A 15675-nucleotide genomic window follows, 5' to 3' on the forward strand; every position below is an offset into this window, starting at 1 on the left:
CTCATCGCTTGCCGTAGCGGTGAAGGTCGTAGAAGAAGTCCTCCACGACGGCGAGGTCGCCCGCCCGCGACACCTCGTCGTAGACGTGCTTGCCGACCGCCAGGTCGAGGACGCCCAGCCCGAACGGCGAGAACACCAGCGGCTTGTCGGCACTGGGCCGCACGGCGCCGGTCATCACGTCGTACAAGGTGCCGGACAGGAAGTCGCGGTTGCCGGTGAGCTGCTCGGCCAGGTGCGGCGAGGTGTTCGCCTTGAGGCAGTGCTCCACGTCGTCCACCACGTTGGTGGCGCTCAGGATCACCTCGGGCGACAGGTCCCGCAGGGACACGTGCAGCACCAGCGGGTTGTGGTCGAACAAAGCCGGGTCCGTCACGTGGGGCGTGCCCGCGATGGTCGCGAAGACCACCAGGTCGCTCTCCCGGATCAGGCTGTCCGCGTCACCGTGGATTTTGGCCGCGCCACCGGCGGTCCCGTCCACGTAGGACTTGAAGCCCTCTGCCGACGCGGTGCTGAGGTCGTGGATGCCCACCTCGTCGAACGTCCAGCCGGTGGCGTGCAGGTAGGTGTGGATGTAGCGGGCGATCAGCCCGGTGCCGACGAAGCCGACCCTGGTCGGGCGACCGCGGTCGCGGGAGAGCCAGTCGGCGGCCAGGGCGGCGGAGGCGGCGGTGCGCACGGCGCTGACGATGGAGCTCTCCAGGCAGGCGATCGGGTAGCCGGTGCGCCGGTCGTTGAGGATCAGCACGGCCGAGGCGCGGGGCAGGCCCTCCGCGACGTTGGCCGGGAAGCTGGAGATCCACTTCACGCCGTGCACGCCGATGTCGCCGCCGACCGACGCGGGCAGCGCGATGATCCGCGACGCCGGGTCCTCCGGGAAGCGCAGGAAATAGGACGGAGGATTGACCGTGTCGCCTTCCCCGTGCACCCGGTAGGCCGCCTCGATCAGTTCGAGGACATGCTTCTCCCGCCCCTGCAGAACCTGGTCCACCTGGGCGCCGGAAATCACTGCGAAGGCAGGAGTCACCGCCATGTCCCTTCACTCGACAGCCGCCGTCCCGGATCGACCGCGGTCTCCGGAGAAGATGCTGGCGAACTCGGCTGACAAGCCGCTGACACCGGGCTGACGAGTTGCGCGGAGACTTTCCACAGCGATTCTGAGCTGCGGTTATACCGCTCCCGGCGGACAGCCGGGGAGGCGGTAGAGAAAATATATAGAAACTCCCGCCGGCGGCTTCGGCGGAACATTGACAGTCCGGACAAAGCGTGTCTAGGGTTCCGTTCCAGCCGATTCGAGCGAATTTATCCGGGCGCCCGCCCCCGACCTACCGCTTTCGAACACAGGCGACACCGGCGAACGTCGTTCCGCGGCCTTTGTCGTGATCATGACGGGAGGACATTTCTCGATGGAAGATCGTAGGATCAGGAAAGTCGTCGTGCTCGGTGGCGGCACCGCCGGCTGGATGGCCGCGTCGTACCTCGGCAAGGCCCTGGGCCCGGCCGTGACCATCACCGTGCTGGAGGCGCCCGCGATCCCCAAGATCGGCGTGGGCGAGGCGACCGTGCCCAACCTGCACAAGACGTTCTTCGACTTCCTCGGCATCGCCGAGGAGGAGTGGATGCGGGAGTGCAACGCCAGCTTCAAGATGGGCATCAAGTTCACCAACTGGCGCACCCCCGGCCGGGGTGAGGCCACCGCGCGCCCGTACGGCGACTCGGTGGACCACTACTACCACCTGTTCGGCCTGCTGCCCAACCACGAGAACCAGCCGCTGTCGCACTACTGGACGCACAAGAAGCTGAGCGGGCAGACCGACGAGCCGTTCGACTACGCGTGCTACCGCGAGCCCCCGATCATGGACCAGAAGCTCTCCCCCAGGTTCATGGACGGGACGAAGTGGACCAACTACGCGTGGCACTTCGACGCGAACCTGGTCGCCGACTTCCTCCGGCGCTTCGCGACCACCAAGCAGGGCGCGGTGCACGTCGAGGACAAGATGACCGAGGCGGTCATCGACCAGCGGGGCCACGTCTCGGCGCTGAAGACCGAGAACGGCCGCACCATCGAGGGTGACCTGTTCATCGACTGCTCCGGCTTCCGCGGCCTGCTCATCAACCAGGCCATGAAGGAGCCGTTCCTGGACATGAGCGACCACCTGCTCAACGACAGCGCGGTCGCCACCCAGATCCCGCACGACGACGAGGCCGAGGGCGTCGAGCCGTACACCGGTTCGATCGCCATGTCCTCCGGGTGGGCGTGGAAGATCCCCATGCTGGGGCGCTTCGGCACCGGCTACGTGTTCTCCTCCCGGTTCCAGTCGCGGGACGAGGCGACGCTGGAGTTCTGCAACATGTGGGGCGTGGACCCGGAGACCCAGCCGCTGAACCAGATCAAGTTCCGGGTCGGCCGCAACCGGCGGGCGTGGGTGAAGAACGTCGTGTCGATCGGCCTGGCGTCCTGCTTCCTGGAGCCGCTGGAGTCGACCGGCATCTACTTCGTCTACGCGGCGCTGTACCAGCTGGCGAAGCACTTCCCGGACAAGAACTTCGACTCGATCCTCCAGGAGCGCTTCAACGCGGAGATCGAGACGATGTTCGACGACTCGCGGGACTTCGTGCAGGGCCACTTCAGCTTCGCCCCGCGCAACGACACGGCGTTCTGGCAGGCGTGCAAGGAGCTGAAGCTGGCGGACGACTTCCAGGAGAAGGTCCGGATGTACAAGGCCGGGCTCGCGGTGAACATGCCGATCACCGACGAGTCGACGTACTACGCGAACTTCGACGCGGAGTTCCGCAACTTCTGGAACAACTCGAACTACTACTGCATCTTCGCCGGCCTGGACTACCTGCCCGACCACGCCCTGCCGTCGCTGGCCGCGCGGCCCGAGGTGCTGGACTCGGCGGAGGTGGTGTTCGCGGAGATCAAGCGGAAGCAGAAGGAGCTCATGGCGTCGCTGCCGTCGACCTACGACTACCTGAAGCAGCTGCACGGGAAGTAGCCGTCGGCACGTGCAAGGCCCGCCGGGAACCCCTCGCCCGGCGGGCCTTCCGCGTGTCGCGGGCCGAACGTCCCGGCGACCGTGACGGCGGACCGTGCTCGCGGGGATCGCCGCTTGCGGCACGGTCATCGCCGATGGCCTCTTGCGGCACGGTCGTCGACGATGGCTTCGCGATCGACGGATCTGCCGGATCTTCATGAACGGACACGGCTCCGCGGCACGGGTTCCGGGAACGAGGAATCGCCGGTCGGTGTGCACGGAGACCACACCGACCGGCGATGGCGGAGGACTAGCCGGGTACGCCCACCCGGAACGGGTCGTCGCGGTCCAGCTTGCCGGTGAACAGGCCCTGGAACAGGTTCAGCTTCTGCATGTTCGACGTGCCCTCGATGAACTCCAGGCCGCGGGCGTCGCGGACCAGCTTGTCCAGCATCGGGTGGTCGAACCGGGCGCCGACGCCGAAGAACCCGCACGCCTCGCGCGCCGCGTCCATCGCCAGCTGGGACGCCCTGGTCTTCGCCGCCGAAGCGAGGTAGCCGTCGCTGGTCCGCGCGTCGACCGCCCGCGCGGCCAGGTGCACCAGCGAACGCGCGCCCTCGATGCGACGCCCGAGCAGGTCCAGCCGGTCCTGTTCGTCGCGTCGGAGGGAAGTGCGGTTCTCGGTGACGTACTCGTAGGCGGCACGTGCGATACCGAGCGCGATGGCCGCCACGCCCGGCCGCAGCAGGTTGAACGTCTGCACGAACGCCCACATGCCCCGCCGTGACGGCGACAGGTGGCGGCCGACGAAGCGTTCGGCGGGCACGTGCACGCCGTCGAGGGTGATCGCGCTGATCCGCGCGCCCTTCAGACCGATGGTCTCCAACGCCTCCGCCTTGAAGCCCTCGGCCGGGGTCTCCACCAGTACCGCGTTGATGCCCAACGGCCCCGAGCCGACTCGGGCGAACACCACGCCCAGCTGCGCCCGGCAGGCGTTGCCCACGTAGCGCTTCTCCCCCGACAGCACCGCGCCGCCGGGGACCGGGGTCAGCGTGGTCGTCAGCGCGCCGGCGTCCGAACCCCGGTCGGGCTCGGTCAACGCGAAGAACGTCCACAGTGGAGCGTCCAGCATCCGGCCGTAGAACCACTCCTTCTGCGCCTCGTCGGCCAGCAGGTCGACCAGCACCCCGGCCAGCAGCGGACCGGGCGAGGCGACCAGCATCCCGACGTCGGCGCAGGCCAGCTCCTCCATGATGATGGCCCGTTCCAGCGCCAGCGTGCCGTAGAAGCGGTTGCCGGCGATGGGGATCGGCACGTTGCCGTACTCGGGCGGGATCCCCATGGTGGACAGGTAGCGCACGGCCGGGAGGTCGAAGTGCTCGCGGACGAGTTCCGGGTCGCGGTCCAGGGCCAGGCCCAGCCGGCGGAAGTCCGCGCCCCACTCCCGCATCTGGTCGCGCAGGGAGACCAGGCGGCCTTCCAGCGCGGTCACGAGTCCGCTCGCACGTACGCCTCGGCGAGCAACTCCGACAGGTGCGCCACCTGGCCGGGGCCGCCGGTCAGGTAGCCGCTCGCGCCCAGCAGGTTCACCAGCCAGCGGTCGGCGGCGGTGATGCGGGCGTGCAGGTGGGACAGGATGACCTCGGGCAGGCCGCCCGCGTCCGCACCGGTCAGCACGGCGCGCACTTCCAGGTGTTCGATCAGGCCGTCGGCCACCGTCGACTTGACCATCTGCTGCTGCAACAGCGTCGTCGAGCCGGTGCGGCGGCCGTTCAGGTAGCGCATGCAGGTCTCCCGGAGGGCCTCCGAGAGGCCGAGGCGCAACCACACCAGGCCCAGTGCCCAGGACGCCCGCTGCTCCGCGTGCACGTCGGTGCCGCGTTCGCCGATGCCGTGCCGCAGCAGCACCACCGTGCCACCGGGCAGGTCGATCGAGTCCAGAGTGGACTCGTCGGTCGCGGAACGGTCCACGGTCACGCCGTCCAGCCACACCTGGTGCGCGCCGGCGGCCACCTCCTGCGGCACCACGGCGTGCCCGCCGGGACCGCACGGGAGCAGGCCGGGCAGCACCAGGGACCGCAGCACGGTCAGCGCCGGGGCCAGCCCTTCGTCACGGGCGGCGCGGTGGCACCGGGACAGTTCGTCGGCGCCCAGCCGCACGGAGGTGGTCACGACGGCTCACCCACCGAGGCCAGCCCCAGGTCGCCGGTGGCCGGGTCGTAGTCGACCAGCACCACCCGGCCGAGCGAGTCCGCCAGGCCTTCCCACAGCGCCGTGCACGGGTAGCCGGCGCGCGCGGACCGTACGGTCCCGCCGTGGCGGACCAGGTCCGGGTCGATGCCGGCCCCGGCCACGACCGCGACCGGCGAGTCGTCCGGGACCAGCTCCGCCAGCGCCGACGAGAGCACCGCGGGCAGGTCGCGGTCGGACACGCCCGCCTTGTGCACCAGTGAAAGCGGTGTCGCGCCGGCTTCCAGGAGCAGCGCCACCCCGGCATCGCCGGCGGGGCGCGATGCCACGTCGTACGGCAGGGTGGACTGGTCGGCGATCACGACCAGCGCCCTGGGGTAGCCGTGGCGGGCGGCGTAGTCGCGGGCGAGGCGGATCGCGGTGAACGGCGCGCACGTGCCCACGTCGGACACCGAGAAGGACAGGGGGCTGTCCGGCAGCGCCTCGGACAGGTAGGTCGACGCCGCCAGCCGGCAGTCCAGGTCCGGTGTGGCGTGCGCGATGATCGCCAGCGGCACCGGGGCGTCCAGGGGTCCCAGTCGCGCGTGCAGGGCCTGTGCCAGCGCGGTGAACGTGGTGCCGCCGGTCAGCAGGTCGGGGCGCAGCGCCACGTCGTGGCCGGAGGTGAGGTCGGTGAAGTGGCGCAGGGAGAACTCGTCGTCCAGCCGCCGGTCCGGGACGCCCGTGGTGCGCACCACCCTGGCCAGGCCGAGGGTGGACGCGGGCGCGCCGGACCGGACGGCCGGTGCGGTGGTCCGGTACATGGTCAGCGGTCCATCTCCGCGGCGACGAAGTCGGCCAGCGAGCGGACCGTCTCGAAGTGCGCCATCTCCAGGTTGTCGGTGTCGAACTCGACCTCCAGCGCCTCCTCCAGCTGCATCAGCAGCTCGAAGACACCGGTCGAGTCCAACCCCAGCTCGTCGAACAGCCGCGACTGCTCGGTCAGCGCCGGCAGCTCGTAGTCCAGCACCTGGGCCAGGACGGAGGTGATGGCGTCGACGATCCGCTCGCGGGGGGCGACGGCAGTGGATTCGCTCATGATGCGCTTCCTTCGGTGATGGCGGTGGCGGCGAGTTCGGGGAGGTGTTGCCGGCGCAGCAGGTCCTCGGTGTCGTCGCGGGAGCGCACCAGGTGCGCGCGACCGCCGTGGACCAGCACTTCCGCCGGGTAGCCGTGGCTGAGGAACAGCACCGGGGACGCGGTCGGGCCGTACGCGCCGGAACGCCCGACGCCGATCAGGTCACCGGGCCGGACGGGCGGCAGCTCGACCTTCTTGCCGAGCGTGTCGTTGGGCGTGCACAGCGGGCCGGTGACGTTCCAGGTCTCCGACGCGGGCTCGGCCACCCGGTTGAGCACCCGCATGGGGAAGTTCCGCTTCACGAACGACCCGATGCCGACCGCCGCCATGTGGTGGTTGGTGCCGCCGTCGGCGACCGCGAACCGCTCCCCCATCGACTCCTTGACGTACCGGACGCGCACGACGTACGTGCCGCAGGTCGCGGTGAGGTAGCGGCCCAGCTCCATCACCAGCCGGGTACCGGGGTGCCGGTCGGCGAAGTCGGCCAGCACCGGGTTCACCCGTGCGGCCAGCAGTTCCAGGTCGAGGTCGCGTTCGCCGTCGAAGTAGGCCACGCCCAGGCCGCCGCCGATGTCCACCAGCTCCAGCGGGGTGCCGAGGTGCGCGGACAGCCGGTCGGCGAGCTCGAAGATGCGTTCGGTGTTCTCCGCGACCGCCTCCTCGGACAGGATGCGGGTACCCATGTACACCTGAACGCCGAGGAAGCGGACGTTCGGGTGGCGGGCGACCAGGTCGGTGGTTTCGAACAGCTGCGATTCGTCGATGCCGAACTGGCGCGGCTTGCCGCCCATGGTGAGGCCGGAGCCCTTGACCGAGAAGCTCGGGTTCACGCGCAGCGCCACCGGGGCGCGGACACCGCGTCGGCGGGCGAGGTCGTCGATGAGGGTGAGTTCGCCGAACGACTCGCAGACGATCGCGTAGACCCCGTGGTCCAGGCAGGCGCGGAGTTCCTCTTCGCTCTTGCCCGGTCCGAGGAAGATGATGTCTGCCGGGTCGACGCCGGCGCGCAGCGCGGTGACCAGTTCCACCATCGAGGACACCTCGGCGCGTGCGCCGCGCGAGTGCAGCACGGACAGCACACCGATGTTCGGGTTCGACTTCATCGAGAAGAAGAACTCCAGCCTCGGGTGCAGCAGGGCTTTCAGGTCGTCCACGCGGGACGCCAGCTCCTCACCGTCGTACAGGTAGAGCGGGGTGCCGTGCCGCTCGGCGATCTCGGTGATCCCGATCCCCTGGACCTCGAACTCAGCGCTCATGGCCGGTTGCCTCCAATCGGGCGGTGATCTCGTTGTCCACGGCGGCGATCTCGTCGTCGGACGACGCGACGAGCAGGCCGTAGAGGCGGCCGTCGAACGCGGTGCCCGCGCGGTGCCCGGCGTTGACCGTGGCGAAGTTGTTGACCAGCAGGCCGGTGCCGCCGGCGCGGTCGAGCAGCAGACCGTCCAGGAGTCCGCGGACCTCGGCGAACGGCAGCGCGCGGGTGAGCCGCACCGGGTAGTGGCGGGCGAGCGCGATCCGCCCGGCACCGACGAACCGGTCCTGCACGCGCGCCTGGTAGGTGGACATGTTGTTCCGCGCGTTGATCTCGACGACCGGGTAGAGCCCGTCGTCGGGGTCGACCATCGCGTCCACGCCCACCACGCCGAAGTAGCCGTCCGCGGCGAGTTTCCTGCCCAGCCGGTGCGCGGTGTCGGTCAGTTCGGCGACCTGTGCCGCGGACAGGCGCGCCGGCATCCGGTGTCCCTTGTGGACGCCGCCCTCGGTGTGCAGCTCCTTGACGAAGTCGAACCGCACGTCACCGTCGCGCCCCACCGTGAACTGGTAGTTCAGGTCGGAACGCTTGGCGACCCACTCTTCGACGACGAACGCCACGCGCGGCTGCCCGGACCTGTCGACCGCCTTGGCGACCATGCCGGCCAGGCGGTCCATCCGGCGGTCGCTCTCCAGCACCGCGATGCCCTTGCCGGAGACGCCGAAGGCCTCCTTCACCACGACTTTGTGCCCGGCCGCGACGAGTGGACGGGCTTCGGCGAACGCCCGGCGCAGTTCGTCCACGGTCTCGCAGGTCCAGCCGGCGGGTTGGCGCAGGCCCAGTTCGTCGGCGGCACGACGGCTGTAGACCTTGCTGTTGACCGCTTTGCACGTCACGGCGTCCGGTGCGGCGAGCGGCATCCCGGTCCGCTGCGAAAGGGACTCCTCGACGTCGGACACACCGTGCGCGGTCAGCCGCACGCCGTCCGCCGCGAGGTCGCGCAGGCGTGCGATCAGCGCCGGGTCTTCGAGGGCGTCGGCGGTGACGGTGCGGCGCGGGTCCGAGTCGGCGACCACGTGCACGGTCGGCAGGTCGATGCCCAGGCCGTCCAGGTACGCCAGGTAGTCCCCGTCCGGCGCGGCCTTGAGCACCACGTGGTCGTCGCCGGAGGCCAGCAGCAGGGCGAACTCGTCCATGTGGTTCACGACGGCCGCGCCGCCGTCGGCGGACAGCCGCGGCAGGGTGTGCTCGCCGCGCGCCCAGCGCTCCTCCACCTCGAAGTTGCCCAGGAACGCCAGGGAGCCTTCGGGGTGGCCGAGCAGTGCGGTCTTCAGCCTGCGGGTGAAGTCGTCCATGTCAGTGCTCCAGGACCATCGCGGCGAACGTCTGACCGAGGCCGGCGGCCGTCATCAGGTACTTGTCGCCCGGCTTGAGCAGACCCAGTTCGCTCACCGTCTGGTAGTTGATGAACGGGTCGGCGCAGAAGCAGTGGCCGGTGGCGGACAGGTTGTCCAGGAAGAACTTGTCGTTTGGCAGCCCCAGGTTCTTCGCCGCGACCGTCCACGACACCCGGTTGACGTTGTGCGGCAGGACGAGGTCCACGTCGGTGATCCCGATGCCCGCCTCCTCCGTCGCCGCGCCGACGACCTCGGCCAGCGCGTCCTGGTAGATCCGGCGGGCGTGCTTGGCGATCTCCGGGGTCAGGTCGATGACGCCGTCGGTGCGGCCGTGGATGCGGCTGGCGTAGCCGCGCACGGTGTCCCGGTCGCCGTCCGCCGCGACCAGGATCGCGGCCATCCCCTCGCCCATGATCGAGGTGTCCCGCACCCACTGCGTGAACGGGGTGAACGTCTTGTCCCCGGCCAGGATCAGGGCCAGCGCGTCCGGGTCGCCGTCGGCGGCGAGCAGCGTGCCCGCGACGTCCACCGCGAGCAGCCCGGTGGCGCAGCCGTGGTCGGCCACCGCCAGCGTCGTGGCGTGCCGCAGCCCCAGCGCCTCGCGGACCTCGTGCACCGGGCTGACCGGGTAGGGCGCGGTGGTGCGCATCCCCTTGGCGCGGATCACGTACCGGACCCGGTCCTCCCGGCCGCGCAGCGCGTCGAGCTTCTCCGCCGCCGCGATCAGCAGCTCGGCCTCCGACAACGGCGACTTGCAGATCCGGTCCAGGCCGTAGAGCCGGGTGAAGCGGCGCACCTGCTGGTCGTCCAGCCCCAGCGGCTCCTGCAGGTCCGCGACGGCCACCGTCTCCGGCAGGTGACTCGACACCGCCACCAACGCCGTCATGTGCGTCCTCCTCGGTCGGCCTCGTCTGCTTGCGGGACAAGGTTCGCGAGGATCGCTGACACGGGGCTGACAAGGCGCTGACCGGTGGTTTCGCTATAGAAAGAAGATAGAGGCGACCCGGCCGCCCGGCGTGGCCGGGGCAGGCCGCCGCGGCGGGCGGCCGTGCGGGCCGGTCAGGTGCCGGCGGTGCGGGGTGCGGGGCCGCCGCCCGGTTGTTCGGCGCCGGAGTCACGGGGCCACCAGCGGCTCGGGCGCGGCAGGAAGTTGGCCAGCTCCGGGAAGTCCGTGGGGCGCTCGGTCATCCAGTTCCAGTAGCGCGGGATGGTGCGGGCGTACTCGCAGTAGTAGCGCCGCAGCGCGTCGATCAGCTGGCGCAGGGTGTTCGGGTGGATGGAGCCGGGCCGCCACACCAGGAGCAGCCTGCTGCGCAGCGGTTCGGTCACGGCGACCAGGCTCACGTCCGAGGTGGACCCGGTGGGGGTCGCCAGCGCCGCCGCGCCCGCGTCGCGGACCCAGCTCATCGCCTCGGCGTGCCCGCCCGCGTAGTGCAGCACCTCGGGGGTGGGGTGGTCGAGCTTGCGGAACAGGTGCTCCTCCACCGGGTGGAACCAGTGGCCCGGCACGTGGTGCACCCAGCTCAGCGAGACCATGTGCCTTCGGCTCACCGTAGTGCGGCGGGCCAGCGCGTGGTCGCGCGGCAGCGCCAGCCAGATGGGCTCCCGGACGATGATCTCCTTGGCCAGCGTGGGGTCGAGGTCGCGCACGCCGTCCACCGCCTCCGGGCTCGGGATCAGCGCGGCGGTCAGCTCGCCCCGGCTCACCGCGTCCACCGCCAGCGCCGGGTCCAGCGTCACGGTCTGCACCTCCACCGAGGGCAGCGACGACTGCAACGCGCGGCGCAGCGTGACCGGCGTCCACTCGGCGTTGCCGATCCGCAGGATCCCCGACGACAGCGAGGAAGCCTCCGCGACCACCGCGTCGGCCCGGGTCGCGAGGTCGGCGAGCATCGGGATCAGTCGTTCGCCGAGCGGCGTGGGGGTGATGCCGAAGGCCGAGCGCACGAACAGGTCGCCGCCGACCGCCTTCTCGATCCGCCTCAACTGGGCGGTGAGGCTCGGCTGCGGCAACGACAGCCTGGCCGCCGCCTTCGAGATGCTGCCGGCCTCGGCGAGCGTCATGACCACCCGCGCGTGCCGGATCTCCAGGTGCATGTCTGCCCAACCCCTTCGGTCGTTACCCGGGGTCCACCCGTGAAGCGTCGTACAACCGTCGGGTCGGGATTCACCAAACCCTTCGGCGGTGCCGGGCGGCCGTTCCAACCTACCCCAAGGGAACGGCACGCGCGGTGTTTCCCGAGGTTGCCGCTTTCCGTCGGAGTTCCGACGGAAATTATGGAAACGGTGGCTACGATGCCGTGCGCAGCTGTCCGATCGTCGGTCGCGGGAGTTGCCGGACCGTTGCGGCACAGCGACTTCCACCGGCCAACCGGATGGCGGATCGGGGGGACAGCACCAGTGCCGCCCGCCGGACGGAGTACGTATGGTCGGCCGCGCGTGCACATAGCCGATAGGTCACCTGGGGAGCTGGAACGTGAAAATGTCTCCGAATCAAGGCTCGGACGACGTCGTGCAGTTGCATTCGGTCCGCAAGGTTTACGGCAATGAGCGCAACGGCGTCGTGGCCCTTGACGGAGTCACCCTCGGCATCGCGCGCGGCACGTTCACCGCCGTGATGGGCCCGTCCGGTTCCGGCAAGAGCACCGCGCTGCACTGCGCCGCGGGCCTGGACCGGCCGACGTCCGGATCGGTCGTGCTGGACGGGCAGGAGATCACCGGCCTGAACGAGCGGCAGCTGACCGAATTGCGGCGCGAGCGCATCGGCTTCGTCTTCCAGTCGTTCAACCTGCTGCCCGCGCTCACCGTCGTGGAGAACGTCCAGCTGCCGCTGCGGCTGGCGGGCAAGCGCGCCAAGCGCAACCAGGTGGACGACGTGATCGACCGGGTGGGACTGTCCGACCGCAAGCGGCACCGGCCGGGCGAGCTGTCCGGCGGCCAGCAGCAGCGGGTGGCCATCGCGCGCGCCCTGATCACCCAGCCCGCGGTGATCTTCGGTGACGAGCCGACCGGCGCGCTGGACACCCGCACCGCGCTGGAAGTCCTGGCGCTGCTGCGGCAGGCCGTCCGGGACGTCGGCCAGTCCGTGGTGATCGTGACGCACGACCCGGTGGCCGCCGCGCACGCGGACCGGGTCGTCTTCCTCGCCGACGGCCGGATCGCGGGCGAGCTCACCTCCCCCACCGCGCACGCGGTCAGCGAGCGGATGACCCAGCTGGGCGCGTGGGCCGACGTGCCCGCCGCGGACCTGACGGGTGGGCTGCGCTGATGCTCGGCCTCGCGCTGCGCACGCTGCGCTTCCGCGTCGGCGGATTCGCCGCGTCCTTCATCGCCCTGTTCCTCGGGGCCGCGATCGTCATGGCCTGCGGCGGCCTGATGGAGAGCGGTATCCGCGACGCCGTTCCGCCGCAACGGCTCGCGGCCCCACTGCTGGTGACCGGTGATCCGTCCTACCTGGAGCGCTCGCCGATCGAGGCGTCGCTGGCGGACCGGGCGAAGGTGCCCGGCGTCGCGAAGGTGCTGCCGGACGTCGCGTTCCCGGTGAACCTGCCCGGTGGTGACGCGACCGGGCACCAGTGGTCGGCCGTGGAGCTCACCACGCACCGGGTGAACGCGGGCCGGGGTCCGCAGGGGCCCGGTGAGGTCGTGGTGGACGACAAGGCCGGCGCGTCGGTGGACAGCGAGATCACCCTCGGGATAGCCAGCAAGAACCGGACCTACCGGGTCGTCGGCGTCGCGTCGGGCCCGGTGGACGCGTCCACCGTGTACTTCAGCGACGACGAGGCGCGCCGCCTGTACGCCAAGCCCGGCAAGGTGGACCTGTTCGGTGTGCTGCTGGAGCCCGGAGCGTCGGTGGAGGCCGTGCGCGGGGAACTGGAGCGCGCGGTCGGCAGCCGGGACGTGAAGGTGCTGGCGGGCGACGAACGGGGGCTCGCCGAGTTCCCCGACGCCCAGGGCGGCGGCGAAGGTCTCATCACGCTGTCCGCGGTGTTCGGCGGGTTGGCGATCATGGTCGCGATGTTCGTGGTGGCGGGCACGCTCGGGCTGTCGGTGCAGCAGCGGCACCGGGAGATGGCGCTGCTGCGGGCGATCGGCTCGACGCCGGGGCAGCTGCGGCGGCTGGTGCTGGGCGAGACGGCGATCGTGGCGGTGCTCGCGACGCTGGCCGGGTGGCCGTTGAGCGGGTACCTCGGGCGGTGGCTGATGGACCAGCTGGCCGGCGCCGGGGTCGCGCCGAGCCAGCTCGCGTACCGGCAGGGTTGGATCCCGGTGGCCGCCGGGGTGGGGATCTCGTTGCTCAGCGCGCTGGTCGCGGCGTTCGTCGCGGGCCGGGGCGCGGCGGTGACCAAGCCGACCGAGGCGCTGATGGAGGCGAGCCTGCAGAGCCGGTGGTTCTCCGTGCCGCGACTGGTGTTCGCGCTGGTGTGCCTGGGCGGCGGCACCGCCCTGAGCATCATCACCGCGCTGGTGATGTCCGGCCCGGTGGCCGCGTCGACGGCCGGGCCGACGGCGATGCTGTGGGCGTCCGGCATCGCGCTGCTCTCCCCCGCCGCCGCCAAGGTGATCATCGCGGCGCTGCGGTGGCCGGTACGGGCGGTGGGCGGGCTCGCCGGGTACCTGGCGGTGCTCAACGCGGGCGCGCGTCGGGTGCGGGTGGCCGGTGCGATCACGCCGGTGATGCTGGCGACCGGGCTGGCGACCGCGTTGATCTACCTGCAGACCACGCAGGCCGGCGGTTCGGACGGGTTCGCCGAGAACCTGCGGGCGGACGCCGTGCTGACCAGTTCGTCGGGCTCGCTGCCGGCGGAGCTGGTGGCCGAGGTGGACGGGCTGAACGGGGTGGACGCCGCGTCGGCGCTGGTGGACACCGAGGCGTTCTTCCCGGACCACGAGGACGGCGACGACGAGGTCACCGTGCTGGGCGTCACCCCCGGCGGTGTCACGCAGACGCTCGGCGTGAGCATCACCCGGGGTTCGGTCGACGACCTGCGCGGCGATTCGGTGGCGCTGCCGCAGAAGTGGGCCGAGAACCTGGGCACGACCGTCGGCGACACGGTGAAGATGCGGCTCGGTGACGGCCAGACCGTGCGGGCGAAGGTCGTCGCCATCCACACCGGCTCCTACGAGTCGGCGCTGATGCCCGCGGATCTGGTCCTCCAGCACGCCAACGGTGGCCAGGTGTCGTGGATCCTGGTCAAGGGCGGGACCGACGCGTTGTCCACGTTGACCGAGAAGTACCCGAACATCCGGGTGATGGACCCGTCTGAGGCCTCGGCGGGCAGTGGTGGCGGCGGCGAGCAGACCGGGGCGTGGGTCAACTACCTGCTGGTCGGCATGATCCTGGCGTACACGGTCATCGCGCTGGTGAACACGCTCGTCATCGCGACCGGTGAACGGCGGCGGGAGTTCGCGCTGCAACGGCTGATCGGCGCGACCCACGGGCAGATCCTGCGCATGGTCGGCGTGGAGGCGGTGGTCATCGCGGTCGGCGGCATCCTGCTGGGCGGGATCGTGTCGCTGGTGACGCTGATCCCGTTCGCCTTCGCGATGGACGGCTCGCTGTGGCCGTCCGGCCCGATCGGCATCTACCTGACGGTGGTCGCCTCGGCGACCGGCCTGACGCTGCTGTCCACCCTGCTGTCCACCGCGCACGTGCTGCGCACGCCGCCGGTGGAAGCGGCGGCGACCCTGAGCTGACCTTTAGACCCTGAGCTGACCTCTACGGGCTGACCTCTACAGGGTGACCTCGGTGTCGGTCCTGGCCGACTCGACCAGCGCCTCGCCCACGCGGGCGGTGCGCTTCGAGTCGGCCAGGGTCACCAGCGGGCTGCTCCCGGTGCGCACGGCTTCGTGGAACGCGATGGTCTGGTGTTCGTACGGATCGGCGGCGGGCAGGACTTCCTCCCTCGACCCGTCCCCGGTCACGACGGTGATCAGGCACTCGTCGTTCTCGGTCGCCCACGCGTTGCGGACCTCGATGGAGCCGCGGGTGCCCTGGAGTTCGTAGCGCGAACGCGGGCCGTAGTCGAAGCTGTAGTCGATCAACGCCGCGCGGCCGTCGCCGAAGTCCAAGGTCGCCACGGCACTCGTGTCGACCATCGCGCCGTTCTCGTGGTGGAACCACGCGCGGACCTTCTCCGGGGCACGACCGAACGCCCACAGCGCCGTGTCGAACGCGTAGCAGCCGACGTCCCAGGTGGCTCCGCCGCCCAGGGCCGGGTCGTAGCGGATGTCGTCCACCGAGTCCGTCCTGCCCGCGAACGCGGCCCGCACGACCCGCAGGTCGCCGATCTCGCCGGACGCGAGCAGCTCGACCACGCGCCGCTGCTGCGGGTGGAAGCGGTACATGTACGCCTCCGCCACGGTGAGCCCCGCGGAGGCCTGTTCGATCCGCACGCAGTCCGCTTCGGACAACGCCATCGGCTTCTCGCACAGCACGTGCTTGCCCGCGGCCAGGGCGCGCAGCGTCCACGGCACGTGCAGCGAGTTGGGCAGCGCGATGTAGACGGCGTCGACCTCGTCGTCGGCCAGCAGGCTCTCGAAGCCGTCGTGGACCCTCGCCCCGAACGGCTCGGCGAACCGCCCGGACGCCTCGGTCCGACCCGGACGGGCGGCGACCGCCGTGACGGTGTTGCCGGGCGTGCGGTGGATCGCGGGCGCCACGCGGGTGCTGATGTGCGCGGTCGAGCCGAGCACGCCCCAGCGGAGTTCCGGGTCGGTCACGCTGTCCTCCTCGATGCCGGG

General features: G+C 70.8%; 13 protein-coding genes. 3 read left to right on the plus strand and 10 right to left on the minus strand.

The features are described 5' to 3' along the window. Nucleotide 1: 1 nt before the first annotated feature. Nucleotides 2-1030 (minus strand): 2,3-diaminopropionate biosynthesis protein SbnB, encoded by a 1029-nt coding sequence (sbnB, locus tag FHS29_RS03020; protein WP_184687944.1) that lies wholly within the window; start codon nt 1028-1030, stop codon nt 2-4. 373 nt (nt 1031-1403) lie between these two features. Between sbnB and FHS29_RS03025 the strand changes: the two genes are divergently transcribed. Then, nucleotides 1404-2996, plus strand: a complete 1593-nt coding sequence (locus FHS29_RS03025; RefSeq protein WP_184687946.1) for a tryptophan halogenase family protein — start codon at nt 1404-1406, stop codon at nt 2994-2996. Between the two features lie 289 nt (nt 2997-3285). Here FHS29_RS03025 and FHS29_RS03030 read toward each other — a convergent pair whose 3' ends face one another. The 8 genes from FHS29_RS03030 to FHS29_RS03065 form a co-directional block, all read right to left on the minus strand. After that, complete coding sequence (locus FHS29_RS03030; RefSeq protein WP_184687948.1) at nt 3286-4467, minus strand: acyl-CoA dehydrogenase family protein; 1182 nt, start codon at nt 4465-4467, stop codon at nt 3286-3288. Further along, nucleotides 4464-5147: an acyl-CoA/acyl-ACP dehydrogenase gene (locus FHS29_RS03035; protein ID WP_184687950.1), complete on the minus strand. Its 684-nt coding sequence runs from the start codon at nt 5145-5147 to the stop codon at nt 4464-4466. The genes FHS29_RS03030 and FHS29_RS03035 overlap by 4 nt, the downstream gene beginning before the upstream one ends. After that, complete coding sequence (locus FHS29_RS03040) at nt 5144-5968, minus strand: beta-ketoacyl-[acyl-carrier-protein] synthase family protein (protein WP_184687952.1); 825 nt, start codon at nt 5966-5968, stop codon at nt 5144-5146. Before FHS29_RS03040 ends, FHS29_RS03035 begins: the two co-directional genes overlap by 4 nt. 2 nt (nt 5969-5970) lie before the next feature. Further along, the gene (locus FHS29_RS03045) at nt 5971-6243 is read right to left on the minus strand and encodes an acyl carrier protein (RefSeq protein WP_184687954.1); all 273 of its coding nucleotides are present in this window, start codon (nt 6241-6243) and stop codon (nt 5971-5973) included. Next, nucleotides 6240-7538 carry a type III PLP-dependent enzyme gene (locus tag FHS29_RS03050; protein WP_184687956.1) on the minus strand — a complete coding sequence of 433 codons (1299 nt, stop codon included), beginning with the start codon at nt 7536-7538 and terminating at the stop codon, nt 6240-6242. The genes FHS29_RS03045 and FHS29_RS03050 overlap by 4 nt, the downstream gene beginning before the upstream one ends. Next, nucleotides 7528-8889 carry a preATP grasp domain-containing protein gene (locus FHS29_RS03055; protein WP_184687958.1) on the minus strand — a complete coding sequence of 454 codons (1362 nt, stop codon included), beginning with the start codon at nt 8887-8889 and terminating at the stop codon, nt 7528-7530. The genes FHS29_RS03050 and FHS29_RS03055 overlap by 11 nt, the downstream gene beginning before the upstream one ends. Before the next feature lies 1 nt (nt 8890). After that, complete coding sequence (locus FHS29_RS03060) at nt 8891-9817, minus strand: 3-oxoacyl-[acyl-carrier-protein] synthase III C-terminal domain-containing protein (protein WP_184687960.1); 927 nt, start codon at nt 9815-9817, stop codon at nt 8891-8893. A 173-nt stretch (nt 9818-9990) separates the two neighbouring features. Further along, the gene (locus FHS29_RS03065; RefSeq protein WP_184687962.1) at nt 9991-11028 is read right to left on the minus strand and encodes a LysR family transcriptional regulator; all 1038 of its coding nucleotides are present in this window, start codon (nt 11026-11028) and stop codon (nt 9991-9993) included. 385 nt (nt 11029-11413) lie between these two features. On the opposite strand from FHS29_RS03065, the gene FHS29_RS03070 reads away from it, so the two are divergent. Then, complete coding sequence (locus tag FHS29_RS03070; protein ID WP_184687964.1) at nt 11414-12199, plus strand: ABC transporter ATP-binding protein; 786 nt, start codon at nt 11414-11416, stop codon at nt 12197-12199. Then, nucleotides 12199-14628, plus strand: coding sequence for an FtsX-like permease family protein (locus FHS29_RS03075; RefSeq protein WP_184687965.1), 2430 nt, complete (start codon nt 12199-12201; stop codon nt 14626-14628). Before FHS29_RS03070 ends, FHS29_RS03075 begins: the two co-directional genes overlap by 1 nt. Nucleotides 14629-14664: 36 nt before the next feature. Here FHS29_RS03075 and FHS29_RS38030 read toward each other — a convergent pair whose 3' ends face one another. Then, nucleotides 14665-15654 carry a Gfo/Idh/MocA family protein gene (locus FHS29_RS38030; RefSeq protein WP_221455274.1) on the minus strand — a complete coding sequence of 330 codons (990 nt, stop codon included), beginning with the start codon at nt 15652-15654 and terminating at the stop codon, nt 14665-14667. Nucleotides 15655-15675: the final 21 nt, after the last annotated feature.

Source organism: Saccharothrix tamanrassetensis (assembly GCF_014203665.1).
GTDB lineage: Bacteria > Actinomycetota > Actinomycetes > Mycobacteriales > Pseudonocardiaceae > Actinosynnema > Actinosynnema tamanrassetense.

Bases quoted from the DNA above. Each gene is read 5' to 3' on its own strand.
- FHS29_RS03060 (WP_184687960.1), bottom strand. From the start codon at position 9,817: ATGACGGCGTTGGTGGCGGTGTCGAGTCACCTGCCGGAGACGGTGGCC.
- FHS29_RS03040 (WP_184687952.1), bottom strand. From the start codon at position 5,968: ATGTACCGGACCACCGCACCGGCCGTCCGGTCCGGCGCGCCCGCGTCC.
- FHS29_RS03075 (WP_184687965.1), top strand. From the start codon at position 12,199: ATGCTCGGCCTCGCGCTGCGCACGCTGCGCTTCCGCGTCGGCGGATTC.
- FHS29_RS03070 (WP_184687964.1), top strand. From the start codon at position 11,414: ATGTCTCCGAATCAAGGCTCGGACGACGTCGTGCAGTTGCATTCGGTC.
- FHS29_RS03065 (WP_184687962.1), bottom strand. From the start codon at position 11,028: ATGCACCTGGAGATCCGGCACGCGCGGGTGGTCATGACGCTCGCCGAG.
- FHS29_RS03025 (WP_184687946.1), top strand. From the start codon at position 1,404: ATGGAAGATCGTAGGATCAGGAAAGTCGTCGTGCTCGGTGGCGGCACC.
- sbnB (WP_184687944.1), bottom strand. From the start codon at position 1,030: ATGGCGGTGACTCCTGCCTTCGCAGTGATTTCCGGCGCCCAGGTGGAC.
- FHS29_RS03050 (WP_184687956.1), bottom strand. From the start codon at position 7,538: ATGAGCGCTGAGTTCGAGGTCCAGGGGATCGGGATCACCGAGATCGCC.
- FHS29_RS03055 (WP_184687958.1), bottom strand. From the start codon at position 8,889: ATGGACGACTTCACCCGCAGGCTGAAGACCGCACTGCTCGGCCACCCC.
- FHS29_RS03045 (WP_184687954.1), bottom strand. From the start codon at position 6,243: ATGAGCGAATCCACTGCCGTCGCCCCCCGCGAGCGGATCGTCGACGCC.